The organism is Pseudomonas sp. EZ-C24 (assembly GCF_014525325.1).
GTDB classification, from domain to species: domain Bacteria; phylum Pseudomonadota; class Gammaproteobacteria; order Pseudomonadales; family Pseudomonadaceae; genus Aquipseudomonas; species Aquipseudomonas shirazensis.
Genome location: NZ_JACDIU010000021.1, coordinates 100,279 through 124,598 on the forward strand (window position 1 = coordinate 100,279; position 24,320 = coordinate 124,598).

Below are 24,320 nucleotides of genomic sequence, written 5' to 3' on the forward strand. Positions count from 1 at the left end.
CAATAAAAACAATAAACGGAGTCACTCGACGATGCTGTCATCACAGCCGCAGGCGTTCGCGCCTACCCGTTCCATTCGTCCACGCCCCACTGCCATTGCCAGCGCCCTTGCGCTCGCCGGTATCGCACCTGTCAGCCAGGCGGCCTTCTTCGAAGACAGCAGCGCCACCTTCGAAACCCGCAACATGTACTTCAACCGTGATTTCCGTGATGGCACCAGCAGCCAGCAGTCCAAACGTGACGAGTGGGCGCAGGGCTTCATGCTCAATTTCGAATCCGGGTACACCGAAGGCACTGTCGGCTTTGGCCTGGACGCACTGGGCATGGTCGGGATCAAGCTCGACTCCAGCGAAGACCGCACCGGCACCGGGCTGTTGCCGACCCATGATGACGGCAAGGCTGCCGACGAGTACTCCAAGCTCGGTCTGACCGGCAAGGTGAAGATTTCCAAGACCGAGCTCAAAGTGGGTTCGCTGATCCCTGAACTGCCGACCCTGCAGCCCAACGATGGGCGGATTCTGCCGCAGACCTTCGAGGGTGGCTTGCTGACCTCCAACGAAATCAGCAACCTGACCGTTACCGCCGGACGCCTGGAAAAAGCCAAGGACCGCAACGACACCAACTGGGAAGACATCGCCCTCAACAACAAGAACGGCCGTTTCGGCGGAACCTTCGCCGCCGACAACTATGACCTGGCCGGCCTTGACTACAAATTCACCGACCGCATCACCGGCAGCTATCACGTTGCCCAACTTGACGACATCTACCGTCAGCACTTCGTTGGCATGGTCGCGACCCAGCCGTGGGGCCCGGGCACCTTTGGCGCCGACCTGCGCCTGGCGATAAGTGACGATCAGGGCCAGGCCCGCGCCGGCAAGATCGACAACACCACCGCCAACGGCATGCTCAGCTACGCCCTCGATGGCCACAAGCTCAGCGGCGCCTATCAGCACGTCTCGGGCGACAGCGCCTTCCCCTACGTCGATGGCGCCGACCCGTATCTGGTCAACTTCGTCCAGATCAACGACTTTGCCGGTGCCGACGAGCACTCCTGGCAGCTGCGTTACGACTACAACTTCGCCTCTCTGGGCATTCCCGGCCTGACCTTCATGACCCGCTACCTCAGTGGCGACAACGTCAGCCGCGCCGATGGCAGCGAGGGCAAGGAGTGGGAACGCAACACCGAGTTCAAATACGTAGTACAAACCGGACCGTTGAAAAACGTCGCGGTGCGTCTGCGTAACGCCACCTTCCGCTCGAATTTTGCCCGCGACGCCGACGAAGTGCGGCTGCTGGTGAGCTACAGCGTGGCCCTGTGGTAACCCATAACAACAATATTTACGGAGATAGACGATGACCTTTTCCCTGCGCCGCCTCGTCCTCGCTACCGGTTGCCTGCTGTTGGCCGGTCAAGCCCTGGCTGCTGAACCGAAACGCCCTGAATGTATCGCTCCAGCATCGCCCGGCGGCGGCTTCGACCTGACCTGCAAGCTGGTGCAAAGCGCCCTGGTCAACGAGAAGATTCTCAGTAAACCGATGCGCGTCACCTACATGCCTGGCGGCGTTGGTGCGGTTGCCTACAACGCCGTGGTTGCCCAGCGCCCGGGCGATGCCGGCACCCTGGTGGCCTGGTCCAGTGGCTCGCTGCTGAACCTGGCCCAAGGCAAGTTCGGCCGTTTCGATGAAAACGCAGTGAAGTGGCTGGCGGCCGTGGGCACCAGCTATGGCGCGATCGCGGTGAACAAGGACTCGCCTTACAAAAACCTGGCTGACCTGGTTGCTGCGCTGAAAAAAGACCCGAGCAAAGTGGTGATCGGCTCCGGCGGCACCGTCGGCAGCCAGGACTGGATGCAGACCGCGCTGATCGCCAAGGCCGCCGGGATCAACCCGCGTGACCTGCGCTACGTCGCCCTGGAAGGCGGCGGCGAAATCGCCACTGCACTGCTCGGCGGGCACATTCAGGTCGGCTCCACCGATATCTCCGACTCCATGCCGCACATCCAGAGCGGCAACATGCGCATCCTTGCCGTATTCGCCGAGAACCGTCTCGATGAGCCGGAAATGAAGGACATCCCAACTGCCAAGGAACAGGGCTACGACATCGTCTGGCCAGTGGTACGTGGCTTCTACCTCGGGCCAAAAGTCAGCGACGAAGACTACGCCTGGTGGAAAGCCGCGTTCGACAAGCTGCTGACCTCCGAGGAGTTCGCCAAGCTGCGTGACCAGCGCGAGCTGTTCCCGTTCGCCCTGACCGGGCCGGAGCTGGACGCCTACGTCAAGAAACAGGTTGCCGACTACAAGACCCTGGCCCGGGAATTCGGCCTGATTCAGTAACAACGTACTGCTGCAGCACCTGTTGAAGCAGGTCAGCCCGCGCAAGCGTCGGTGTCATCACCAACGCCTGCGCGGGTAGAACCGCTCGCGCAATAAACTGCAGCAAGGCAGCCCTCTCGAGGATTTCCCCATGATCCTGCAACGCATTTTTGCCCTGATCCTGCTGGCGGTGTGCGCCGTCCTGGCAGTGATGGCCTGGCCTTACCAGGCCGCGTTTTCCTACGAACCGGTGGGCCCGCGCGCCTTCCCGTTGTTGATGCTTGGCCTGATGGGCCTGGCGTTGCTGTACCTGGCGATTCGGCCGACGCCGATCTTGCATAAAGAGGACGAGCCGCCGCTGGATCGCCCGACCCTGATCAAGATTGCGATCTGCACCGGTCTGTTGATCCTGTTCGCCGCCACCTTCGAAAGCCTGGGCTTCATCGTCAGTGCGGTATTGATCGGCGTGCCGATGGCGCGCCTGTATGGCGGCCGCTGGCTGCACAGCGCAGTGGTGGTGGTGGCGATGAGCGTGCTGCTGTACTGGCTGTTCGATCGCGTGATGGACGTACCCCTGCCCCTTGGCCTGCTTGACGTGCTGGAGAACTGACAGATGGATACTTTAGGCTATCTCAGCCAGGGCTTCGGCGTCGCCTTGAGCCCGTACAACCTGGTTACCGCCCTGTGCGGCACCCTGATCGGCACCGTGGTCGGCCTGCTGCCGGGCCTGGGCCCGATCAACGGCGTGGCGTTGCTGATCCCGATCGCCTTTGCCCTCGGCCTGCCGCCTGAATCTGCCTTGATTCTGCTGGCCGCGGTGTACCTGGGTTGTGAATACGGCGGCCGGATCAGCTCGATCCTGCTCAACATCCCGGGCGAAGCCTCGACCGTGATGACCACCCTCGACGGTTACCCAATGGCTCGCCAGGGTCTGGCTGGGGTCGCGCTGTCGCTGTCGGCGTGGAGCTCGTTCATCGGTGCCTTCATCGCCACCTGCGGCATGGTCCTGTTCGCGCCGTTGCTGGCGAAGTGGGCGATTGCCTTCGGACCCGCTGAATACTTCGTGCTGATGGTGTTCGCCATTGTCTGCCTGGGCGGTATGGCCGGCGACAAGCCACTGAAGACATTTATCGCGGCGTTGATCGGTCTGTTCCTGTCGGCAGTCGGTATCGATGCCAACAGCGGCGTTTACCGCTTCACCGGCGACAGCGTGCACATGGCCGACGGCATTCAGTTCGTGGTGCTGGTGCTGGGCCTGTTCTCGATCAGCGAGATCCTCCTGCTGCTGGAGAAAACCCATCATGGCCACCAGGCGGTAAAAGCCACCGGGCGCATGCTGTTCAACTTCAAGGAAGCGGCTTCGGTATTCGCGGTGAACATCCGTTGCGGCCTGCTCGGCTTCATCATGGGCGTACTGCCCGGCGCCGGCGCCACCCTGGCCAGCGCGGTTGCCTACATGACCGAGAAGAAGATCGCTGGCACCAGCGGTAAGTTCGGCAAAGGCGATGCACGTGGCCTGGCAGCACCGGAAACCGCCATCGGCGCTTCCTGCTGTGGCGCACTGGTGCCAATGCTGACCCTCGGCGTACCCGGTTCTGGCACCACTGCGGTAATGATCGGTGCACTGACCCTGTACAACATCACCCCAGGGCCGATGCTGTTCGAACAGCAACCCGACATCGTCTGGGGTCTGATCGCCTCGTTGTTCATCGCCAACATCATGCTGGTGATCCTCAACATCCCGATGATCCGCATCTTCACCCGCATCCTCGCCGTGCCGAACTGGGCGCTGGTGCCGGTAATCGCCATCATCACCGCGATCGGCGTGTACGCTGTGCATGCGACCACCTTTGACCTGTTCCTGATGGTCGGTATCGGCATCATGGGTTACATCTTGCGCAAGCTGGACTTCCCGCTGTCGCCGATCCTGCTCGGGTTCATCCTCGGCGGGCTGATGGAGCAGAACCTGCGCCGCGCCTTGTCCATCTCCAACGGTGAGCTGGGCATTCTCTACTCGAGCCCGATCAGCATGAGCGTATGGGGCCTGACCATCTGCATGATGTGCCTGCCGCTGCTGCGCAGCTGGCGCCGCCGCAGCCTGCAACGTCGGGCTGTTGCGGATGCCTGATCGATCGTTGCCGCTGTTCTGGGCAACCGGGCTGGTCGGCCTTGTTGGCGGATTTCTCGCCAGCAAGGTCGGCTGGCCTTTGCCGTGGATGGTCGGCTCGTTGCTGGCGATCATCCTGGTGCGTTGCCTGACCCCCTGGCAGTTGCCGGAAATCCCCAACGGACGTAAATGCGGCCAGTGGATCATCGGCGTCGGTATCGGCCTGCACTTCACCCCGGCGATCCTCGAACAAGTGTCCGGGCATTTCGGCTTGATTCTGTTTGGTGCGCTGTTCACCACCGCTTCCAGTGCCATCAGTGTATGGCTGCTACGGCGCAGCGGTGAGGATCGCGCCACCGCCTTTTTCGCCAGTATGCCGGGCGGTTCCGGCGAAATGGTCAACCTCGGCGCACGCAATGGCGCGGTGCTCAGCCAGGTCGCCGCGGCGCAGAGTCTGCGTGTGCTGGCGGTGGTGCTGTGCGTGCCGGCACTGTTCAAGTTGCTGCTCGGTGATGGCGTGCCGGTCAGCCATGCCAGCAGTGTCAGCTGGGGCTGGCTGGCGTTGATCACGCCGCTGGCGGTGTTGGTAGGTTATGGCTGGCAGCGCTTGCGCCAACCCAACCCATGGTTGTTCGGGCCATTGCTGGTGGCGGCAACGGTAAGCCTGGCGGCTGATTTGCAGATCACCCTGCCGGAGGGCGCCAGCCAGATGGGCCAGTGGTTGATCGGCAGTGGCCTCGCCTGTCACTTCAACCGGGCATTCTTCCGCCGCGCGCCGTCGTTTCTCGGCCGCACCTTGCTGGCTACCGCCTTGAGCATGGTGATTGCAGCGCTTGCGGCGTGGGGTTTGAGCAACCTGAGCCAGCTGGACTTGCGTTCACTGACGTTGGGCATGATGCCTGGGGGGATCGCCGAGATGAGCCTTACGGCGGAGACCCTGCAGTTGTCGGTACCGTTGGTGACAGCGATGCAGGTAATGCGTTTGTTGTTTGTGCTGTTTCTGGCAGAGCCATTGTTTCGGCTGTGGAATGCGCGGGATCAAAACCAGTAAGGGGGCGCAGCACACGCCCCCAACCACGCCCCCTCAACAGAGTCACTGAGGCAGCGCCCACTCCACAGGTTTCATGCCGTGCTGCTGCAGAAAGCGGTTGGCATGGCTGAAATGCCCGCAGCCGATAAAGCCCCGGTAGGCCGACAACGGCGACGGATGCACCGACTTGAGCACCAGGTGCTTGGTGCCGTCGATCAACTTCTGCTTGCTCTGGGCATGTGCGCCCCATAGCAGAAAGACCACATTCGATTGCCGCTCGCTGACCAGCTGGATGATCCGGTCAGTGAACGACTCCCAGCCTTTCTTGGCATGCGATGCGGCATTGCCCCGCTGCACGGTCATGGTCGTGTTGAGCAGCAGTACGCCCTGCTCTGCCCAGCTCTGCAGATAGCCATGGGCAGGAATCGGCAGGTTCAGGTCACGCTGCAACTCTTTGTAAATATTCACCAGCGATGGCGGTGTCGGAACGCCCGGCTGTACCGAGAAGCACAGGCCATGCGCCTGACCTGGGCCGTGGTAGGGGTCCTGGCCGAGGATGACCACTTTGACCTGGTCCAGCGGCGTGCTGTTAAGGGCGTTGAAGATCAGCGGGCCAGGTGGATAAATCTCTTTGCCGGCGGCGTACTCCTGGCGCAGGAACTCGCGCAGCTGCTGCATGTAGGGCTGTTCGAACTCGGCGCGCAGCGCCTCCTTCCAACTGGGCTCAAGCTTGATGCGGTCGTCGTCGGTCATCGGTGTGGTCCTGAAACTGAGGGGCGCGACACTAGGAAAGCTGCCCGAGCTTGTCAATCGATCCGACCGACGACCGGCAGCCTGCGGCAGAGCCGACCATACTGAGCCGATGACCTGTGCGAGGTAGTTCATGGCCGTAACCAGCGAAGTACTTACCGGAGTGGACGGTGCGCGAATCGGCATCGCCACGCTGGATGCAGCGAAATCCCTCAACGCGTTGAGCCTGGCGATGATCGAGCAGCTCGAGGCGCTGCTCCAGGCGTGGGCGAGGGATCCTGGTGTCGTCTGCGTGCTCTTGCGGGGCAGCGGTGCCAAGGCATTTTGCGCGGGTGGCGATGTTCGCGCGCTGGTCGACCAATGCCGCGCACAACCCGGCCAGGTGCCAGCAATGGCCAGACAGTTCTTCGCTGCCGAGTACCGCCTGGACTATGCCCTGCACTGTTATCCCAAGCCTTTGCTGTGTTGGGGTCATGGCCATGTGCTGGGCGGCGGCATGGGCCTGCTACAGGGCGCTGGGGTACGCATCGTGACCCCGAGCAGTCGGCTGGCCATGCCGGAGATCAGCATAGGCTTGTACCCGGACGTAGGCGCCAGTTGGTTCCTCAGCCGTCTGCCAGGCAAGCTGGGGTTGTTTCTCGGCCTGACAGGGTCGCCGATCAACGCCCGTGATGCGCTGGACCTGGGTCTGGCGGATCGTTTTCTTGGCGAGCAGCAGCAGACGGCATTGATTGATGAGCTGCTGCAGTTGAACTGGCAGGAACAGACCGTCTTGCAGTTGAACAGCCTGCTCAAGTGCCAGCAGCACCGCGCCCTTGCTGACCTGCCACAGGCCCAATGGCTGCCGCGGCGAGCGTTGATCGACGAGGTGCTGGATGTGGCCGACCCTATTGCCGCCTGGCGTGCGATCGCCAGCCTGCGCCAGCACGGCGACCCGTTGTTGGCGGCTGCAGGGCAGCGCCTGCACGACGGTTGCCCGCTCAGCGCACATCTAGTGTGGGAGCAATTGCAGCGAGCCCGGCACATGTCGCTGTTGCAGGCGCTGCAGATGGAATATGCGATGAGCCTGAATTGCTGCCGGCATCCTGAATTCAGCGAGGGCGTGCGTGCGCGGTTGATTGAAAAAGACAACACGCCGCGCTGGCACTGGCCTGATGTGGCTCAGGTGCCAGCGGCGGTGGTTGAGGCGCACTTTGCCAAAGCCTGGGAGGGCCGCCATCCGCTGGCCGATCAAGTTTAGGACAGGACCTCAGCGATGCCGATTGCGATCATCGCGCCCGCCATCCGGGCGGCGATCACGGTCGCCATGGCCCCTTGAATGCCAACGCCCTTCCTGCGATCGGCGGTTATCGTTGCGGTAATCATGCCGCTCTCGATCACGACGGTATTCGTAGCGCTGCCGATTACCGTAATCGTTGCGTGGATTGCCATACCACTGCTGGTTCATCCCTGGATGCGGCTGCGGCCGATAGTGCGGCGCCGGTGCCGGGCGGTAGTAGCGCGGTGCAGGCTGATAGTAGTAACGGGGCTGCGGCACCACGTAATAGTCACGCTCATAGCGCTGATAGCCGGGATACCCGTAACGCTCGCCACTGTAGTACTGCGAGCGAGAATACCCGCCACCGGCGTAATAAGGGGTACAGGCACTGGTCAACATTGCGAGCAGGACGATGATTGGGATTCGATAGGACATGGCGGCCTCCTGGACCGCTGGGGTGCCCGGCACAGCGGCGCTGGCGGGCGTCGATCGGCAAACGAATATCGACATGGGTTAAGACACTCGCCAGCCGATCCAGTGCCGTATGTGTAAAGATTTGCAACAACTCAGGTAACCCTGAAAAACATGCAGTTATTTTCCCGCCAGCTCTCTAGAATGTCGCCACTGGCACACATCACGGGAAGATCATGCCGTCACGTTCCGCCCTGTTCTCGCAGCGCTCGCTGATCATCGCGCTGCTGATACTGCTGGCCTGCGGTTTTCTTGCCACGTCTCTGCTCGGCTACTTTTCCTCGCGTGGCGCAATCCGTGATGGCATCGTCAATACCGAACTGCCGCTGACCTCAGACTCCGTCTACTCGGAAATCCAAAAGGATCTGATCCGCCCGGTGCTGATCTCATCGATGATCGCGCAGGACACCTTTCTGCGCGACTGGGTGCTGGCCGGCGAGCAGGAGCCAGAGCGGATCACTCGCTATCTGGATGAAATCCTCAGCCAGCAGAACACCTGCACCGCGTTTTTCGTCTCCGAGCGCAGCCGTACCTATTACCAGGCCAAGGGCGTACTCAAGCAAGTCAAGCCGGATGCCTGGCGCGATGCCTGGTATTACCGCGTGCGCGAATCGCAGGCGCCGTACGAGATCAACGTCGATCTGGATATGGCCAACCATGACAAGCTCACGGTGTTCATCAATTACCGCGTGCTCGATTATGACCAGCGCTTCATCGGCGCAGCCGGGGTCGGCCTGAGTGTCGAGTCGGTGGTCAAATTGATCGACGCTTATCAGCAACGCTATCAGCGCGCCGTGTTGTTCACCGATGCCAACGGCAAAGTCATCCTGACCGGCTCGGACGGCAGCATGCATGGCCTGCGCGCAGGCCAGCAACTGGCCGACAGCAAAGCGTTCGAGACGCTGCTGGCGCGCATGCCGGTACCCTCGCCTGGCAGCCACGAATATCAGGACGAGGCAGGCCACAGCCACTTTCTCAACGTGCGGCCCATCCCCGAACTGGACTGGTACCTGTTGGTCGACAAACGTGAGAGCGGCGCGCTGGACCGGGTGCGCCAGTCGCTGTACCTGAACCTGGCGATCTGCGCCATGATCACCCTGGTGGTGTTGTCGCTGCTGCATGCGATGGTCAAGCGCCATCAGCAAAGCATCGAGTCGCTGGCCACGCTGGACAGCCTGACCGGCCTGCCCAACCGCCGCAGCTTTGACCTTTTGGCCGGGCAGGCACTGCAGCAAGCCAAACGCGAGAATGCGCCACTGGTTGCCCTGCTGATCGACCTTGATCACTTCAAGCTGCTCAATGACACCCATGGTCACCTGGCCGGCGATGAAGTGCTGCGCCAGTTTGCCAACGTACTGCAAGGCAGTCTGCGCCAGTCGGATATCCTTTGCCGCTGGGGCGGTGAAGAGTTTATCGTGCTGCTGCGCGAGACCGAGGGCCGCCAGGCCATCGATGTCGCCGAGAAGGTGCGCCGCCGCACCGAGCAGTTGATCTTCAGCTACAACGACCAACCGCTGCGCCTGACCACCAGCATCGGGCTCAGTGCACTGCAACCCGACGACAGTTTGCACAGCTTGCTGACCCGTGCCGACCATGCCCTTTATCGAGCCAAGCAGGGCGGACGCAATCGAGTCTGCAGCGAGATGCCCGGAGCAGTCCATGCCTGACCCACAATCCTGCCCCGCCTGCGGCGCAAGCAACGGCTGCAGCCTGGCTGATCCACGCAGCGCCACGCAGAACTGCTGGTGCTTCAGCGTCAGCATCGAGCCGGCGGTACTCGCCGCCCTGCCCGCCGAACTGCGCAACAAAGCCTGCCTGTGCCCCCGCTGCGCAGCCGTGGACGACCAGCTCAAAGCGGCGCAACAGCCGCCAATTGGGTAAACTGCGCGGCCAATTCCTGTGCTGTTGCCGCCATGCGCCTTGATCGCTTCCTCGCCAATCTGCCCTGCTACAACCGCCAGCAGGTGCGCCTGCTGCTGGCCCTGCAGCGTGTGCGCGTGGATGGCCAGGTCAGCACCGACCCACTGCACGAGGTTCGCGAGTTCAGCCGAGTCGAGGTCGATCAGCAGGTGCATCAGGTCGGTCGCTCGGCGCGCTACCTGATGCTGCACAAGCCGGCCGGCTGTGTCAGCGCCACTCATGACCCGCAGCACCGGACCGTGCTCGACCTGCTCCCGGCCGAGCTGCGCGCTGACCTGCATATCGCCGGGCGGCTGGACTTCAACACCACCGGGCTGCTCCTGCTGACCAATGACGGCCAGTGGTCACGGCGCTTGACGCAACCAAGCACAAAACTGGCGAAGGTCTATCGCGTCGAAACCGAAGACGAGATCGGCGCGCACTACCCGGCCAAGTTCAGCGAGGGCTTCTACTTCGCCTTTGAAGACCTCACCACCCTGCCCGCCCAGCTGGATGTGCTCGGCCCTCGGCTGGCCAGGCTGGCGATTGTCGAAGGTCGCTATCACCAGGTGAAGCGCATGTTTGGCTACTTCCAGAACAAGGTCGTTGGCCTGCATCGCGAGTCGATGGGCGGCATTCATCTCGACCCCACGCTGGCCCCTGGCGAATTCCGGCCACTGACAGCCGACGAAATCGCTCTGTAAACAGCAAGTAGCTCCAGAGCAGACCGCCGAGCGATTTTATTCGCCAATTGCTCAATGGCACTTGCGGGAATGACGTCGGGCTGCTTGAATCGAAATCGTCAGTCCGCATGTGACTCACCAGTCACACCTGCAGTCCAAGACACCTTTTTGCTGGCCACCCCAGGTCTCGCTACCTTGGGGGCACAGCAGATTGCCCCGCCTACAACAACAGCGTCGACACGTGTGCGAAGGATCGACACCGGGCTCTGCAACCTCTTCAGGCGTATGCCTACCTGTCATAAAGAACGTGCACCCTAGGTGACGCGAATACCCTTTTTGCGCCAGGAGTCGATGACATGAGGCCAGAAATCGCTGTACTTGATATCCAAGGTCAGTATCGGGTTTACACGGAGTTGCATCGCGCCGACGGCGCCGAGAAGACGATCATCCTGATCAATGGATCGCTGGCGACCACGGCTTCGTTCGCCCAGACAGTGCGCAGCCTGCACCCGCAATTCAATGTGGTGCTGTATGACCAGCCCTATGCCGGCAAGTCCAAACCGCATAATCACCACGAGCGGCTGCTGACCAAAGAAACCGAGGCACACATCCTGCTGGAGCTGATCGAGCACTTCCAGGCCGACCATGTCGCTTCGTTTTCCTGGGGTGGCGCCTGCACCCTGCTCGCCTTGGCGCACCAGCCCCGACCGGTGAAGAAGGCCATCGTCAGCTCGTTCTCGCCGGTGATCAACGAACCGATGCGCGAATACCTCGAGCGCGGCTGCGAATACCTCGCCGCCTGCGATCGCTACCAGGTCGGCAATCTGGTCAACGACACCATCGGCAAGCACCTGCCGTCGCTGTTCAAACGCTTCAATTACCGGCACGTCAGCAGCCTCGACAGCCACGAATATGCGCAGATGCTGTTTCACATCAATCAAGTGCTGCAGCATGACCTGGAGCGGGCACTGAAGAGCGCGGCCAACATTGCCATCCCGGTGCTGTTCATCAACGGAGATCGCGATGAGTACACCACCGCCGATGACGCCCGCCAGTTTGGCCGTCATGTCGACCAGAGCCACTTCAGCGTGATCAACGGCGCCGGGCATTTCCTCGACATGGAACACAAGACCGCCAGCGATGCACAACGCAGCGCCATGCTTGGTTTCCTCAAACCAAGTCAACGCGAGCCGCGCCCGCGCAGTCACTATGTGCAGAGCCAGCATGCATTGGCGATCTGAGCCTGCCGGCGTGCTTTTGCCCGTGCCAAAGCCACGCGCAACAAGCCGCCGGACAGCTAAATTTCAAGGCTGGGCTTTTATTCACCAGAGGGTTCTGGTACAAAGTCGAGCTGCAAAGCGCACGCCGCTTCGCTGGCAAGGATGTACGCGTAAAGCGGGTATAGTTTAATGGTAGAACAGTAGCTTCCCAAGCTTCCGACGAGGGTTCGATTCCCTCTACCCGCTCCACCTCGTCCACCGTTGCACCGCATGACATTTGCGCAATGTCATCGCCTGTCTAAAGGAGCCCCGGCTCCTTTTTTCGTTTCTGCCCTTCCATCGATTTGCTGCAGACCTTGCCGGCCCTTGGCGGCTGCAACGCGCTGCGCGCAAAAAGCTTGCACACCAAACGCAGCAGGCGGATAAGCTCGAGCATTGTGTGAAACATTTCCAAAGGACTGCGCATGTTTCTCTCCCGCTGGCTCCCGGGCCTGGCCAACCTGCTGCACTATCGCCGCGAGTGGCTGCACGCCGACATACAGGCTGGCTTGTCGGTCGCTGCGATCCAGATCCCGATCGCTATCGCCTATGCGCAGATCGTCGGCCTGCCGCCGCAGTACGGGCTGTATGCCTGTGTGCTGCCGATGATCGTCTACGCCCTGATCGGAAGCTCTCGGCAGTTGATGGTCGGCCCCGACGCCGCCACTTGCGCCATGATCGCCGGGGCCGTGGCGCCGTTGGCGCTGGGTGATCCACAGCGCATTGCCGAGCTATCGGTGATCGTCACCGTGCTGGTCGGGGTCATGTTGATTGCCGCCGGGGTGGCGCGCGCAGGGTTCATTGCCAGTTTCTTCTCGCGACCGATCCTGATCGGCTACCTCAATGGTATCGGCCTGAGCCTGATCGCCGGGCAGCTGAGCAAAGTGGTTGGCTTCAAGATCGAAGGTGACGGATTTATCCTCAGCCTGATCAACTTCGCCCAGCGCCTGGGTGAAATCCACTGGCTGACACTGGTGATTGGCCTGGCCGGGTTGGGCCTGCTGATCGGATTGCCACGGCGCTACCCGCGCCTGCCGGCAGCGCTGGTGACCGTAGTGCTGTTCACCTTGATTACAGGGGTATTTGGCCTGGACCATTTTGGCGTCGCCATCCTCGGCCCGGTGCCCGGCGGCATGCCCCAACTGGCCTGGCCGCAGAGCTCTCTGGCAGAAACCAAGAGCCTGCTGCGCGATGCCCTCGGGATCGCCACCGTGAGCTTTTGCAGTGCCATGCTCACGGCACGCAGCTTCGCCGCGCGGCATGGCTATGCGATCAATGCCAATCACGAGTTCGTTGCCTTGGGCGTGAGCAATCTGGCTGCCGGGTTCTCCCAAGGCTTTGCCATCAGCGGCGCCGACTCGCGCACGGCAGTCAACGACATGGTCGGTGGCAAAAGCCAGCTGGTAGGCATCATCGCCGCGCTGGTGATTGCATTGATTTTGCTGTTCTTCACTGCGCCCATGGCCTGGATTCCGCAGACGGTGCTCGGCGCCGTGCTGCTGATGGCCGGCTGGGGGCTGATCGATGTGCGTTCGCTGGGCAAGATCTACCGGCTCAGCCGCTTCGAGTTCTGGCTGTGCCTGCTGACCACGATTGGTGTGCTTGGTCTGGGCGTGCTGCCCGGGATCATATTCGCGGTGACCTTGGCCATCCTGCGCTTGCTCTACAGCATCTATCAACCCACCGATGCCGTGCTGGGCTGGGCACCGGGGATCGAAGGCCAGGTCGACGTGCGCCAACACCCCGACGCGCGCACGGTAGCGGGCCTGGTGGTGTATCGCTTCGATGACGCGATCCTGTTCTTCAACGCCGACTACTTCAAGATGCGCCTGCTTGAGGCAGTGCAACGCGACAGCCAGCCGCGCGCGGTGCTGTTCGATGCCGAAGCGGTGAGCAGCATCGATGTCAGCGGTATCGCCGCCCTGCGTGAAGTACGCGACACCCTCGCCGCGCAAGGTATTCATTTCGCCATTGCGCGGGCACGTGGGACGTTTTTGCGCATGCTGGTGCGCTCAGGCATGGCCCGGGAAATGGAAGACAAGCTGCTGTTTGGCTCAGTGCGCGCCGGTATTCGTGCTTATCGCGTGTGGAGCAACCGCGAACGTCAGGCCACCGCGCAGCAGCCCTAGCCGGTGACGCAGCGTTAACTGCTGCAACCGGCGGTGCACTGGGAAGCTGCAATACCCTCACAGTTGCGCAGCGCACGGTGCCGCAGGGCGAATACAGCACATCGCCGGAGCATGCTAAAGTCGCGGCGTTTCCCTGCCAAACCACGGACCCCGCATGCCCCCAGTTGACGCCCATCTGACTTCCTGGCCCGAGCTCGAGCAACGCCAGCCGTGCCAGGCCCTGCTCCTGGGCAACGGCGCCAGCCGTGCACTGTGGAAGCCGTTTGGTTATTTTTCGTTGTTCGAGCAGGCACAGAAGGTTCGTCACAAAGGCCTGGGCGTCAGTGACCAGGCCTTGTTCAAAGCCTTGGCCAGCGAGCTGTTCGAGCCGCTGCTGAGCACGCTCAATACTACCGTGCGGGCCAACGCCGCGCTGGCGATCAATTCGACTGCGCCGCTCAATCGCTATTACTCGATCAAGGAAGCATTGATTCATGCGATCCGCTCGGTGCACATCCCGTGGCCGCTGCTGCCCAGCGCCAACCTGAGTGCGATCAATCAGGCGCTCAGGGCCTACCGCAGCGTCTACACCAGTAACTACGATCTGCTTGTGCCTTGGGCAGTACGACAGGCGCCCGAAGGATTTGCTGCGCTGTTCGACGAAGAAGGGTTTTTCGATGTCCGCCGCACTCACGCCGAGGGCACCCGGGTATTGCACCTGCACGGCGGCCTGCACCTGCTCAAGCTGCCAGACGGCAGCACGCGCCAGCGCAGCGCCGAAAACGGTGAGTTGCTTGACGGCTTTGCCGTAAATATTCCCGGCGAGGTGCCGCTGTTCATCAACGAAGACCGCAGCGAGCACAAGCTGCGCGCCATTCGCAGTTCGGATTACCTGAGCTGGGGCCTTGGCCAGCTGGCAAGCGAACGAGAGGGCCTGTGCCTGTTCGGCCAGCATCTGGACAGCACGGATCAACACCTGCTCGATGCCATCCGCCAGGCCCGCCCGGCTCATCTGTGCATTGCCATTCGGCCATTGAGCGAGGCGTCGATCATCAACCAGAAGCAGCACTTTCTGCAGCGTTTCGGCGATATGCACGAGACCTCGTTGCATTTCTTCGACGCCAGCAGTCATCCGCTCGGCGCCCCAGACCTGGCAGTCGAAGTGCCTGCCGACTTTGCCCGCCGGCGCTGACCGGCGAGCGCACGGTAGCAGTAAACAGTAACGAGCGCAGGAACCCGGCAGATGAACCCGCTAGACGATTTCGAGGCAGACTCGATCGATGCTCAGGCCGCAGGCTGGCTGGTGCGCAATCGCTATGACTCATCAAGGCATAATCGCAAGGCGTTCAAGCAGTGGCTGCGCGACCCAGAGCATGCCCGCGCCTATCGCCAGCTCGAACACCTGTGGCAGGACCTGGAAGCGCTCAAGCACGCCGCCCATCCGCCCGCGCCTGTGGCGCAGCGATCACCAAGGCGGCTGGTGATGATTGCTGCAGTGGGGGTGGCCTGTGCCGTTATGACCGCAAGCCCGGAAGCCCACGGGCTCTTTCTACAGAGCGCAGACCACCGGGCAAGTCAGTTGCCCGCAGTGGCTAGTTCAGCTGATTAAATGGCTAGGCGCGTTGACCATAATTCGCTCATGAGCGCGGACCACGTTGAGCCTCATCGCTACTTTCGCTACATCGACGATTTCCTGAGCGAAAGAGTACGTTTGCCGCGCCTGCATCCAGGAAAGGACTTCGGCCAAGTGCCAGATTGATGGGTTTCCTTCGTGGACTGGTGGAGGAAAACTCAAATAGTGCACCAACATGAGTTTGCGCATGTTCTGCCGCGACACGCCGACAACCTCCGCGACATCGGTTAACCCAACCAGGTCGGGAGTTACTTCCACAAGATGGGCTTGAGGGACAGCTCGCTGCACGTCCGCAAGGGCGCTATGCACTGCATCCTGAGCGGATCCCGCCTCGCGTGCGAACTCCAGCGCCAGCCGGCCTGGCTGGCCGACTCCGACAATAGCGTCATCACATCCCGACGCGCCTAGACGCTCCAGCAGACCATCCATGTCCTGATCGTGGGTTAACTGGTATCTGAGCGTGAAGATATATTCCGTCACTTTGACTCTCTCCCTGCGTGATCAATGCTGCGACGATGAACAACGCAGTTGTCGACGATTCGTCGTATCTGACGCGCAAACGTGTCTGGATTCTTGGGTGTGCTCCAGATACTTGCCACGCAGAATTCACCGCACCGACACTCATCGCTGTTGTAAGGACAGTAGATTTTGCCCCAGCAATGGCCGCCACCCGCTACCACTCTCCAGCCTTGCGCCTCTGCGTATCTCAGAGCCTGCTCAATCTCTTTCTTGGAATGCGCGTGGCGAGGCATCAGTTGATCTCCAGTATGTGAACATGCACCAGGGTTGTCAACCGACAACCAGGGTGCTCGACAATCATTGCCGTGATCACATTACAGTGAGAAAAACCGATGCAAGGTCGTAGCAAGTCAGCTCAGGAACGGTCCTACGCAGTGTCAGGATGCTTCGGACACAGCCAATTGTTGGTTATTCCCCCACAACAGCAATCAACCCATCGGCCTGCAACAACGTCTCCAGGCAGTGCTCCTTGACCCCATAAAAGCGCTTGAGCTCGGCAATTTTCTCCAGCAACACCGTGGCATCCACCGGCTGCTTGCGCTTGACCGCAAGGATCATCTTGTTCTTGTTGGTGTGTTCCAACGAGATGAACTCGAACACCTTGGTCTCGTAGCCGCAGGCTTCCAGGTACAGCGCGCGCAGGCTGTCGGTGAGCATCTCGGCCTGCTGGCCGAGGTGCAGGCCGTATTGCAGCATCGGCTGCAGCAAGCCGGGGCTTTGCAGTTGTGGGCGGATCTGTTTGTGGCAGCAGGGCGAGCACATGATGATCGCGGCGTTGCAGCGGATGCCGGTATGAATGGCGTAGTCGGTGGCGATGTCGCAGGCATGCAGGGCGATCATCACGTCGATGGCGGCGGGCACCACGCTGCGCACGTCACCGCACTCGAACACCAGGCCCGAATGCTCCAGGCGTGCCGCTGCGGCGTTGCACAGCTCGACCATGTCCGGGCGCAACTCGACGCCGGTCACCTGCGCCTGGCGGCCAAGGGTGTTGCTCAGGTAGTCGTGCATGGCGAAGGTCAGGTAGCCCTTCCCTGAACCAAAATCGGCGACTTTCAGCGGCTGCTCGGCAGCCAGTGGTGCGCTGGTGAGGGCGTGGTCGAAGACTTCGATGAACTTGTTGATCTGCTTCCACTTGCGCGACATCGACGGGATCAACGCGGACTGCGCGTCGGTAACGCCCAGATCACGCAAAAACGGCCGGGTCAGTTGCAGGTAGCGTTTCTTCTCGCGGTCATGCCCTGCCGGGGCTGCCTCGCGTGCTGGCTGCGCGAGATGGCGCTGCAGCATCGGCTTGCCCTTCTTGCTGAAGGCCAACTGCACTTCACCTTCGCTGGTGAACAGGTGGGCGTTGCGAAAGCTCGCCGGCAGCAGCTCGGCGACCAGCGCCTGAACCTGCTGGTTGGGCAGATTGCGGGTGATGTCGCGGGTCTCATAGCGATAGACCAGGGACAGACTGGGCTGGCCTTTGATCAGCAGCGGCTTGGCAATGATCCGCTGCAGGCTTTGCTCGGCGCCAACATGCTTGGCCAGCACCAGCTTGGCCAGGCTGCCGGCCTCCAGCGAGTCGGCCAGCAGACGCAGAAACTGGGCAAGCGGATCAGCCGCAGACGAAGTGGAAGGCGTGGCAGGCATGGGACGGTGGGGCCTCGAATAACCGGGAGCGCAGTGCGCAGTGGCCGGCATTCTACGTTGCCGCCCGGCCTTCGCGAAGTTTTCTCGACAGCCGTGGTTAGTCCAGGATCACCAATCGATTGGGCAGTTGGTTACGTCGCTGGGTGGCCGGCAATGGTCGACTGAGCTGCTCGGCACAGGCGTCGATGCACTCGACAAAGCCCTGTAGGGTCTGACCCTGGCGCACCTGCTCGGTAAAGCGGGCGATCAACGCGGCGCGTACACGCGGGTCGAAGTGCTGTTCAATGCCGCGGTCGGTCAGAATCGTGACAAAGTTCTCGGCCTGACTGACAAAGATCAGCAAGCTGCTGGTGCCGTGATCACGTTGCCGTTCAAGGGCTCGAAATTGCTGGCGTGCAAGGCTCAGCGCAGTGCGCTGGCACAAGCACCTGGGCATCAGCCGATGCCCCAGCCGTGGGTGGCGCAGCAGCAGGCACAGGGCGACGAAGATCACCAGTTGCGCCACCAGCAGGCCGCGCACGCCTGGCCAGCCCAGCAGCAGGTGCAGCAGCCCCGGCACCAGCAATGCCAACAGCGCCGCACAAAACAGCGGCAGGTAGGCAAACTCGTCCGCCCGCCGCGCCAGCACGCTGACCAGCTCGGCGTCGGTACGCCGTTCGGCTCGGGCTATCGCTTCGGCGACCAGCCGCTGCTCATATTCGGTAAACACACTCATGCCGTTGGTCTCTCGATCGTTCTTATAGTTGTTGTCCCGGCACCGGGCTGGCGCGAGTGTATCTCAACAACTACCAGACATCAGGCATAATCCACCGCAGCCGCCAATGCTGTAGGGCAGATCAATAAACGATCGCCTTTGGCCAAGAACAATAGCCGCCTGAACCCTTCGGCCACACGCATTCGTGTGGCCATGACCCAGGCCTCGAATACGGAATTGATGATGAAACTGTCCATGCTCGGCCTGGCCATGGCCTTCGCCAGTCAGGCAACGTTTGCCGCCACTGCTGCCCCGCCCCTGCAGGACAAGCAGGCATTCATCGAGCACTTGATCAGCCAGATGAGCGTCGACGAGAAAATCGGCCAGTTGCGCCTGATCAGCATCGGCCCGGAAATGCCGCGCGAGAAGATCCGCGAGGAGATTGCTGCCGGGCGCATCGGCGGCACCTTCAACTCGATCACCCGCGACGAGAACCGGCCGATGCAGGACGCCGCCATGCGCAGCCGCCTGAAGATCCCGATGTTCTTTGCCTATGACGTGATTCACGGCCACCGCACCACCTTTCCGATCAGCCTGGGCCTGGCGGCCACCTGGGACATGCAGGCCATCGCCAAGGTCGGCCGCACCTCGGCCGCTGAAGCGGCTGCCGACAGCATCGACATGACCTTTGCACCGATGGTCGACATCGCCCGTGACCCGCGCTGGGGCCGCACCAGCGAAGGCTTTGGCGAAGACACCTACCTGACCTCGCGGATCGGCCAGGTCATGGTCGAATCGTTGCAGGGCAGCAGCCCGGCCAACCCGGACAGCATCATGGCCATCGTCAAGCACTTCGCCTTGTATGGCGCGGTGGAAGGCGGGCGCGACTACAACACGGTCGATATGAGCCTGCCGAAAATGTACAACGACTATCTGCCACCGTACCGCGCCGGCCTCGATGCCGGCGCAGGCGGCGTGATGGTCGCGCTGAACTCGATCAACGGCGTACCGGCCACCTCCAATACCTGGCTGATGAACGACCTGCTGCGCAAGGACTGGGGCTTCAAGGGCGTCACCATCAGTGACCACGGCGCGATTCAGGAACTGATCCGCCACGGCGTGGCCCAGGACGGCCGCGAAGCGGCCAAGCTGGCGATCAAGACCGGCATCGACATGAGCATGAATGACTCGCTGTATGCCGAAGAACTGCCGGGTCTGGTGAAATCGGGCGAAGTGACCCAGGCCGAACTGGACCAGGCCGTGCGCGAAGTGCTTGGTGCCAAGTACGAGATGGGCCTGTTCAAAGACCCGTACCTGCGTATCGGCCAGGCCAAGGATGACCCCAAGGACGTGTATGCCGACCAGCGCCTGCACCGTGACGCGGCTCGGGATGTGGCCCGACGGAGCCTGGTGCTGCTGGAAAACCGCGAGCAGACCCTGCCGCTGCGCAAGGCCGGCACCATTGCCGTGGTCGGCCCACTGGCCGATGCACCGATCGACATGATGGGCAGCTGGGCCGCCGCTGGCCGGCCAAACCGCTCGGTCACCGTGCGCGAAGGCCTGCGCCGCGCCGTTGGCGACCAGGCCAAACTGATCTACGCCAAGGGCGCCAACGTCAGCGGCGACAAAGCGATGGTCGATTACCTGAACTTCCTCAATTTCGATGCTCCGGAAATCGTCGACGACCTGCGCCCTGCTGCGGTGTTGATCGACGAAGCGGTCAAGGCCGCACAACAGGCTGACGTGGTCGTGGCGGTAGTCGGTGAATCGCGCGGCATGTCGCACGAGTCGTCAAGCCGCACCACCCTGGAAATCCCGGCGGTGCAGCGTGACCTGATCAAGGCGCTGAAAGCCACCGGCAAGCCACTGGTGCTGGTCCTGATGAACGGCCGGCCGTTGTCGATTGACTGGGAGCGGGAACAGGCCGACGCCGTGCTGGAAACCTGGTTCAGCGGCACCGAGGGCGGCAACGCCATCGCTGACGTGTTGTTTGGCGACTACAATCCGTCGGGCAAACTGGCGATCACCTTCCCGCGTTCGGTCGGGCAGATCCCGATGTACTACAACCACCTGCGCATCGGTCGGCCGTACACACCAGGCAAGCCGGGCAATTACACCTCGCAATACTTCGAAGAGCCCAATGGCCCGCTGTACCCGTTCGGTTACGGCTTGAGCTACACCAGCTTCGAACTGTCCGGGTTGAGCCTGAACAGCAAAACCCTCAAGCGTGGCGACACCTTGCAGGCCAAGGTCACCGTGAAAAACACCGGCAAGCGTGACGGCGAGACTGTGGTACAGCTGTATCTGCAGGACGTCAGCGCGTCGATGAGCCGCCCGGTCAAAGAGCTGAAGAATTTCCACAAGTTGCTGCTCAAGGCGGGTGAGTCGCGCACTGTCAGCTTCAACATCAGTGAGGATGACCTGAAGTTCTACAACAGTCAGTTGCAGCGGGTCGCCGAGCCCGGCCAGTTCAACGTTCAGGTCGGCCTGGACTCTGAAGCGGTGCAGCAGCAGAGCTTCGAACTGCTGTAACCCGGCCCCTGGCGCCGCGGCACCTTCACTGCATGATTACACCGCAATGAAGGCCGCCAGCGGCGGCCTCTGGCTCAGCTGACCCCCTCAGGAACCGCCCCATGCCTTCTTCGTTTCGAGCCTTGCGTCTGGGCCTGGTCGTGCTGCTGATCCTGCTCGGCACTGCCCTCAGTGCTGGCTGGGCGATGCATCACGCAAAACGCCATTCGATGCAGACCGACGCCGAGCGTGCGGCGCAGCAACTGGGCCTGTATGCCAACTCGCTGCACACCCTGATCGAACGCTATCGCGCCCTGCCTGCAGTGCTGGCGCTGGACCCGGAGCTGATCGCCGCGCTGGCAGGGCCGGTCGAGCCGGCGGTTCAGCATGCGCTCAATATCAAGCTGGAGCGGATCAACGGCGCGGCCGATTCCTCGACCCTGGAGCTGCTCGATCACACCGGTCTCGCCGTCGCCGCCAGCAACTGGCGCCTGCCGAGTACCTATGTAGGCTCCAACTACGGCTTCAGGCCTTACTTCAAACAGACTCGTAGCCAAGGCAGCGGGCGCTTCTATGCTGTCGGCGTCACCAGTGGTATCCCGGGCTATTTCCTCTCCAGCGCGGTCAAGGACCTGCAAGGACGTTTCCTCGGGGCGATGGTGGTCAAGCTGGAATTCCCCGAACTTGAGCGCGAGTGGCGTCAGGGCAGTGATGTGCTGCTGGTCAGCGATGCCCGCGGGATCATCTTCATTGCCAATCAGGACGGCTGGCGCTACCGCGAACTGAGCCCGCTGTCCGGGGCTGACCGAGCCGAACTGGCCGCCACCCGCCAGTACGACAAGCAGCCACTGCTGGCGCTGCAACACCAGGCACTGACCCGCTTCGACGATCACAGCCAACTGAGCCGGGTGCAAGGCCCTGACGGCCCGGTCGAATACCTGTGGCAGAGCCTGCCATTGCCCAGCGAGGGCTGGACCCTGCATTTGCTGCGCAAGCCGCAGGTCAGCGAAGACGTGCGCAATGCCGGGCTGGCCGCTGCAGCCATCTGGCTGAGTCTGGTGTTCGCGATCCTGTTCGTCAGCCAGCGTATGCGTCTGGCCCGCTTGCGTCAGCGCAGCCGCGAGGCGCTCAAGCGTCAGGTCGAAGAACGCACCCGGCAATTGCGCACGGCCCAGGAGGGCCTGGTGCAGGCGGCCAAGCTGGCCGCGCTGGGGCAGATGTCGGCGGCGCTGGCGCACGAGATCAACCAGCCGTTGACCACCCAGCGCATGCAACTGGAGACCCTGCGGCTGTTGCTCGACCACGGTCGCCATGACGAAGCGCGTCAGGCGCTGGAGCCACTGGAGCAGATGCTCACGCGTATGGCGGCGCTCACCAGCCACCTGAAAACCTTCGCCCGCAACAGCCCTGGCGGCCTGCGCGAACGGCTGGATCTGGCTACGGTGGTCGATCAGGCGCTGCACTTGCTGGACACCCGCATCCGCAGCGAAGAGGTCGAAGTAGCGCTGTACCTGGCCCGCCCGGCGTGGGTGCGCGGCGATGCCATTCGCCTTGAGCAGGTGCTGATCAATCTGCTCCACAATGCCCTCGATGCGATGGCCGACAAACGCTACAAACGGCTGGAGATTCGCATCGAGAACCACGCCAATGACTGGCACCTGAGCGTGCTCGATTCCGGCGGTGGGATCGACTCGGCCGACCTGGGCAAAGTCTTCGACCCCTTCTTCACCACCAAGCCGGTGGGCGAAGGGCTGGGCCTGGGCCTGGCCATTTCCTATGGCATCGTCCGCGAAGCCGGCGGCCAGTTGCAGGTCGACAACCTGCCCGGCGGCGCTCGTTTCAGCCTAAGCCTGCCACGCGATCTGGAGCCTGCATGTTGAATTCAGTGATAGTCGTCGATGACGAAGCCAGCATCCGCACTGCGGTGGAACAATGGCTGGGCCTGTCAGGCTTTGCCGTGCAACTGTTCGCGCGCGCCGATGAGTGCCTGGCGCAACTGCCCGAGCACTTCCCCGGGGTGATCATCAGCGATGTGCGCATGCCCGGCATGGACGGCCTGCAACTGCTGGCCGAGCTGCAGGCACGCGACCCGGACTTGCCGGTGATTCTCCTGACCGGCCACGGTGATGTACCAATGGCGGTCGAGGCCATGCGCAGCGGCGCCTATGACTTTCTGGAAAAACCGTTCACCCCGCAGCATCTGCTCGGCAGCCTGCGCCGTGCCCTGGAAAAACGCCAGTTGGTGCTGGAGAACCGCCGCCTGCATGAGCAGGCCGACCTCAAGGCGCGCCTGGAAACTACGCTGCTGGGGATGTCCCAGGGCCTGCAGCAGCTGCGCCGGCAAGTTCTCGACCTGGCCAACCTGCCGGTCAACGTGCTGCTGCGCGGCGAAACCGGCAGCGGCAAGGAGCGGGTTGCCCGCTGCCTGCATGATTTTGGCCCGCGCGCGGCCAAGCCATTTGTCGCGCTCAACTGCGCGGCAATCCCCGAAGCGTTGTTTGAGGCCGAGTTGTTCGGCCATGAGAGCGGCGCCTTCACCGGCGCTCAAGGCAAACGCATCGGCAAGCTGGAATATGCCAACGGCGGCACGTTATTTCTCGACGAGATCGAAAGCATGCCGCTGGCCCAGCAGGCCAAGCTGTTGCGGGTGATCCAGGAGCAGAAACTCGAACGCCTGGGCGCCAACCAGAGCATCAGCGTCGACCTGCGCATCATTGCCGCAACCAAGCCGGATCTGCTCGCAGAAGCCCGCGCCGGGCGTTTTCGCGAAGACCTTGCCTACCGCCTGAACGTGGCTGAACTGCGCCTGGCGCCGCTGCGCGAGCGGCGTGAAGATATTCCGCTGCTGTTCGACTTCTTCGCTCGCACAACGGCTGAGCGTCTGCAACGCAGTGTGCCGCCGTTGACCGGTGCGCAGTTGGCGCAGCTGCTCAGCCATGACTGGCCAGGCAATGTCCGCGAGCTGGCCAACGCTGCTGAACGGCATGCCCTGGGGCTGGGGTCGAGCGGGCCTGAAGGCGATGCCGTTGGCCCGTCGCTGGCTGAGCAGATAGAGGCATTCGAGGCACAGTGTTTGCGGGCGGCGCTGCGCCAGTCTGCGGGTGAGATCAAGGCAGTGATGGAGGCGTTGCAACTGCCGCGACGCACGCTCAACGAGAAGATGCAGCGGCATGGGCTGGTGCGGGAGGATTTTCTCGAGCGGGGATAGGCGGAATCTTGCTTATTGGCTGCTATGGATAGGCGTGAATCTGCCTATTCCGAGTGAGATCGGGGGCTGCTCTGCAGCCCTTTCGCGACGCAAGGCCGCTCCTACAGAAAAGCCACAAGCCTTCTGGCGCCGCCGTCTGTGGGAGCGGCCTTGCGTCGCGAAGGGGCTGCAAAGCAGCCCGAAAATTCTAACTGGCACACCTCCTGCACTACCCCTTCTCAAGCAGCGCTCCGGCGCGCTCCA

General features: G+C 62.2%; 23 protein-coding genes and 1 tRNA gene. 17 read left to right on the forward strand and 7 right to left on the reverse strand.

Translation table 11 applies throughout. The annotated features are described in order from the left end of the window. Nucleotides 1–31 precede the first annotated feature (31 nt). The 5 genes from IDM28_RS17835 to IDM28_RS17855 all read left to right on the forward strand — a co-directional run bounded on the left by IDM28_RS17835 (nucleotide 32) and on the right by IDM28_RS17855 (nucleotide 5,470). Nucleotides 32–1,321: an OprD family porin gene (locus tag IDM28_RS17835; RefSeq protein WP_101321900.1), complete on the forward strand. Its 1,290-nt coding sequence runs from the start codon at nucleotides 32–34 to the stop codon at nucleotides 1,319–1,321. 31 nt (nucleotides 1,322–1,352) lie between these two features. Next, nucleotides 1,353–2,333, forward strand: a complete 981-nt coding sequence (locus IDM28_RS17840; RefSeq protein ID WP_150570590.1) for a Bug family tripartite tricarboxylate transporter substrate binding protein — start codon at nucleotides 1,353–1,355, stop codon at nucleotides 2,331–2,333. A 130-nt stretch (nucleotides 2,334–2,463) separates the two neighbouring features. Then, nucleotides 2,464–2,922: a tripartite tricarboxylate transporter TctB family protein gene (locus tag IDM28_RS17845; RefSeq protein ID WP_188036585.1), complete on the forward strand. Its 459-nt coding sequence runs from the start codon at nucleotides 2,464–2,466 to the stop codon at nucleotides 2,920–2,922. 3 nt (nucleotides 2,923–2,925) lie between these two features. Further along, the gene (locus tag IDM28_RS17850) at nucleotides 2,926–4,440 is read left to right on the forward strand and encodes a tripartite tricarboxylate transporter permease (protein WP_101321903.1); all 1,515 of its coding nucleotides are present in this window, start codon (nucleotides 2,926–2,928) and stop codon (nucleotides 4,438–4,440) included. Further along, complete coding sequence (locus IDM28_RS17855; protein ID WP_150570591.1) at nucleotides 4,433–5,470, forward strand: AbrB family transcriptional regulator; 1,038 nt, start codon at nucleotides 4,433–4,435, stop codon at nucleotides 5,468–5,470. Before IDM28_RS17850 ends, IDM28_RS17855 begins: the two co-directional genes overlap by 8 nt. A gap of 42 nt (nucleotides 5,471–5,512) precedes the next feature. On the opposite strand, the gene ung is transcribed toward IDM28_RS17855, so the two are convergent. Further along, nucleotides 5,513–6,202, reverse strand: coding sequence for a uracil-DNA glycosylase (gene ung, locus IDM28_RS17860; protein WP_101321905.1), 690 nt, complete (start codon nucleotides 6,200–6,202; stop codon nucleotides 5,513–5,515). 130 nt (nucleotides 6,203–6,332) lie between these two features. On the opposite strand from ung, the gene IDM28_RS17865 reads away from it, so the two are divergent. Continuing rightward, nucleotides 6,333–7,439 carry an enoyl-CoA hydratase/isomerase family protein gene (locus tag IDM28_RS17865; RefSeq protein WP_188036586.1) on the forward strand — a complete coding sequence of 369 codons (1,107 nt, stop codon included), beginning with the start codon at nucleotides 6,333–6,335 and terminating at the stop codon, nucleotides 7,437–7,439. Nucleotides 7,440–7,448: 9 nt separating this feature from the next. On the opposite strand, the gene IDM28_RS17870 is transcribed toward IDM28_RS17865, so the two are convergent. Continuing rightward, nucleotides 7,449–7,892, reverse strand: a complete 444-nt coding sequence (locus tag IDM28_RS17870) for a hypothetical protein (RefSeq protein WP_181107702.1) — start codon at nucleotides 7,890–7,892, stop codon at nucleotides 7,449–7,451. Nucleotides 7,893–8,104: 212 nt separating this feature from the next. Here IDM28_RS17870 and IDM28_RS17875 point away from each other — a divergent pair, with 212 nt between their 5' ends. The 5 genes from IDM28_RS17875 (at nucleotide 8,105) to IDM28_RS17895 (ending at nucleotide 11,979) form a co-directional block, all read left to right on the forward strand. After that, entirely contained in the window at nucleotides 8,105–9,595 is a 1,491-nt protein-coding gene (locus tag IDM28_RS17875) for a diguanylate cyclase (protein ID WP_188036587.1), read from the forward strand. Beyond that, entirely contained in the window at nucleotides 9,588–9,809 is a 222-nt protein-coding gene (locus tag IDM28_RS17880; RefSeq protein WP_188036588.1) for a cysteine-rich CWC family protein, read from the forward strand. The genes IDM28_RS17875 and IDM28_RS17880 overlap by 8 nt, the downstream gene beginning before the upstream one ends. 32 nt (nucleotides 9,810–9,841) lie before the next feature. Next, the gene (locus IDM28_RS17885) at nucleotides 9,842–10,531 is read left to right on the forward strand and encodes a 16S rRNA pseudouridine(516) synthase (protein WP_188036589.1); all 690 of its coding nucleotides are present in this window, start codon (nucleotides 9,842–9,844) and stop codon (nucleotides 10,529–10,531) included. A 335-nt stretch (nucleotides 10,532–10,866) separates the two neighbouring features. Then, nucleotides 10,867–11,751, forward strand: a complete 885-nt coding sequence (locus IDM28_RS17890; RefSeq protein WP_188036590.1) for an alpha/beta fold hydrolase — start codon at nucleotides 10,867–10,869, stop codon at nucleotides 11,749–11,751. A gap of 154 nt (nucleotides 11,752–11,905) precedes the next feature. Continuing rightward, nucleotides 11,906–11,979: transfer RNA gene (locus tag IDM28_RS17895), tRNA-Gly, on the forward strand. 49 nt (nucleotides 11,980–12,028) lie between these two features. Here the strand turns inward: IDM28_RS17895 and IDM28_RS17900 are convergent. Further along, complete coding sequence (locus IDM28_RS17900) at nucleotides 12,029–12,196, reverse strand: hypothetical protein (protein WP_188036591.1); 168 nt, start codon at nucleotides 12,194–12,196, stop codon at nucleotides 12,029–12,031. Between IDM28_RS17900 and IDM28_RS17905 the strand changes: the two genes are divergently transcribed. The 3 genes from IDM28_RS17905 to IDM28_RS17915 all read left to right on the forward strand — a co-directional run bounded on the left by IDM28_RS17905 (nucleotide 12,195) and on the right by IDM28_RS17915 (nucleotide 15,486). Further along, nucleotides 12,195–13,898 (forward strand): SulP family inorganic anion transporter, encoded by a 1,704-nt coding sequence (locus IDM28_RS17905; protein ID WP_188036592.1) that lies wholly within the window; start codon nucleotides 12,195–12,197, stop codon nucleotides 13,896–13,898. The two genes, IDM28_RS17900 and IDM28_RS17905, sit on opposite strands and share 2 nt — an antisense overlap. A gap of 154 nt (nucleotides 13,899–14,052) precedes the next feature. Next, complete coding sequence (locus tag IDM28_RS17910) at nucleotides 14,053–15,069, forward strand: DUF4917 family protein (RefSeq protein ID WP_101321913.1); 1,017 nt, start codon at nucleotides 14,053–14,055, stop codon at nucleotides 15,067–15,069. Nucleotides 15,070–15,120: 51 nt separating this feature from the next. Then, the gene (locus IDM28_RS17915) at nucleotides 15,121–15,486 is read left to right on the forward strand and encodes a FecR/PupR family sigma factor regulator (protein WP_188036593.1); all 366 of its coding nucleotides are present in this window, start codon (nucleotides 15,121–15,123) and stop codon (nucleotides 15,484–15,486) included. Here the strand turns inward: IDM28_RS17915 and IDM28_RS17920 are convergent. From IDM28_RS17920 to IDM28_RS17930, 4 genes are all read right to left on the reverse strand, one after another. After that, nucleotides 15,475–15,939, reverse strand: a complete 465-nt coding sequence (locus IDM28_RS17920; RefSeq protein ID WP_101323096.1) for a helix-turn-helix transcriptional regulator — start codon at nucleotides 15,937–15,939, stop codon at nucleotides 15,475–15,477. The two genes, IDM28_RS17915 and IDM28_RS17920, sit on opposite strands and share 12 nt — an antisense overlap. Nucleotides 15,940–15,986: 47 nt before the next feature. Further along, complete coding sequence (locus IDM28_RS23935) at nucleotides 15,987–16,262, reverse strand: hypothetical protein (RefSeq protein ID WP_101321915.1); 276 nt, start codon at nucleotides 16,260–16,262, stop codon at nucleotides 15,987–15,989. Nucleotides 16,263–16,437: 175 nt separating this feature from the next. Next, nucleotides 16,438–17,664: a class I SAM-dependent methyltransferase gene (locus IDM28_RS17925; protein ID WP_188036594.1), complete on the reverse strand. Its 1,227-nt coding sequence runs from the start codon at nucleotides 17,662–17,664 to the stop codon at nucleotides 16,438–16,440. A gap of 97 nt (nucleotides 17,665–17,761) precedes the next feature. Beyond that, nucleotides 17,762–18,379 carry a hypothetical protein gene (locus IDM28_RS17930; RefSeq protein ID WP_188036595.1) on the reverse strand — a complete coding sequence of 206 codons (618 nt, stop codon included), beginning with the start codon at nucleotides 18,377–18,379 and terminating at the stop codon, nucleotides 17,762–17,764. Between the two features lie 219 nt (nucleotides 18,380–18,598). On the opposite strand from IDM28_RS17930, the gene bglX reads away from it, so the two are divergent. The 3 genes from bglX (at nucleotide 18,599) to IDM28_RS17945 (ending at nucleotide 24,077) form a co-directional block, all read left to right on the forward strand. Further along, a complete protein-coding gene (bglX, locus tag IDM28_RS17935) occupies nucleotides 18,599–20,890 on the forward strand; it encodes a beta-glucosidase BglX (RefSeq protein ID WP_188036665.1) in 2,292 nt (763 codons plus the stop codon). A 101-nt stretch (nucleotides 20,891–20,991) separates the two neighbouring features. After that, entirely contained in the window at nucleotides 20,992–22,749 is a 1,758-nt protein-coding gene (locus tag IDM28_RS17940) for an ATP-binding protein (protein ID WP_188036596.1), read from the forward strand. Then, nucleotides 22,743–24,077: a sigma-54-dependent transcriptional regulator gene (locus IDM28_RS17945; protein ID WP_188036597.1), complete on the forward strand. Its 1,335-nt coding sequence runs from the start codon at nucleotides 22,743–22,745 to the stop codon at nucleotides 24,075–24,077. The genes IDM28_RS17940 and IDM28_RS17945 overlap by 7 nt, the downstream gene beginning before the upstream one ends. The last annotated feature ends 243 nt before the right edge of the window (nucleotides 24,078–24,320 follow it).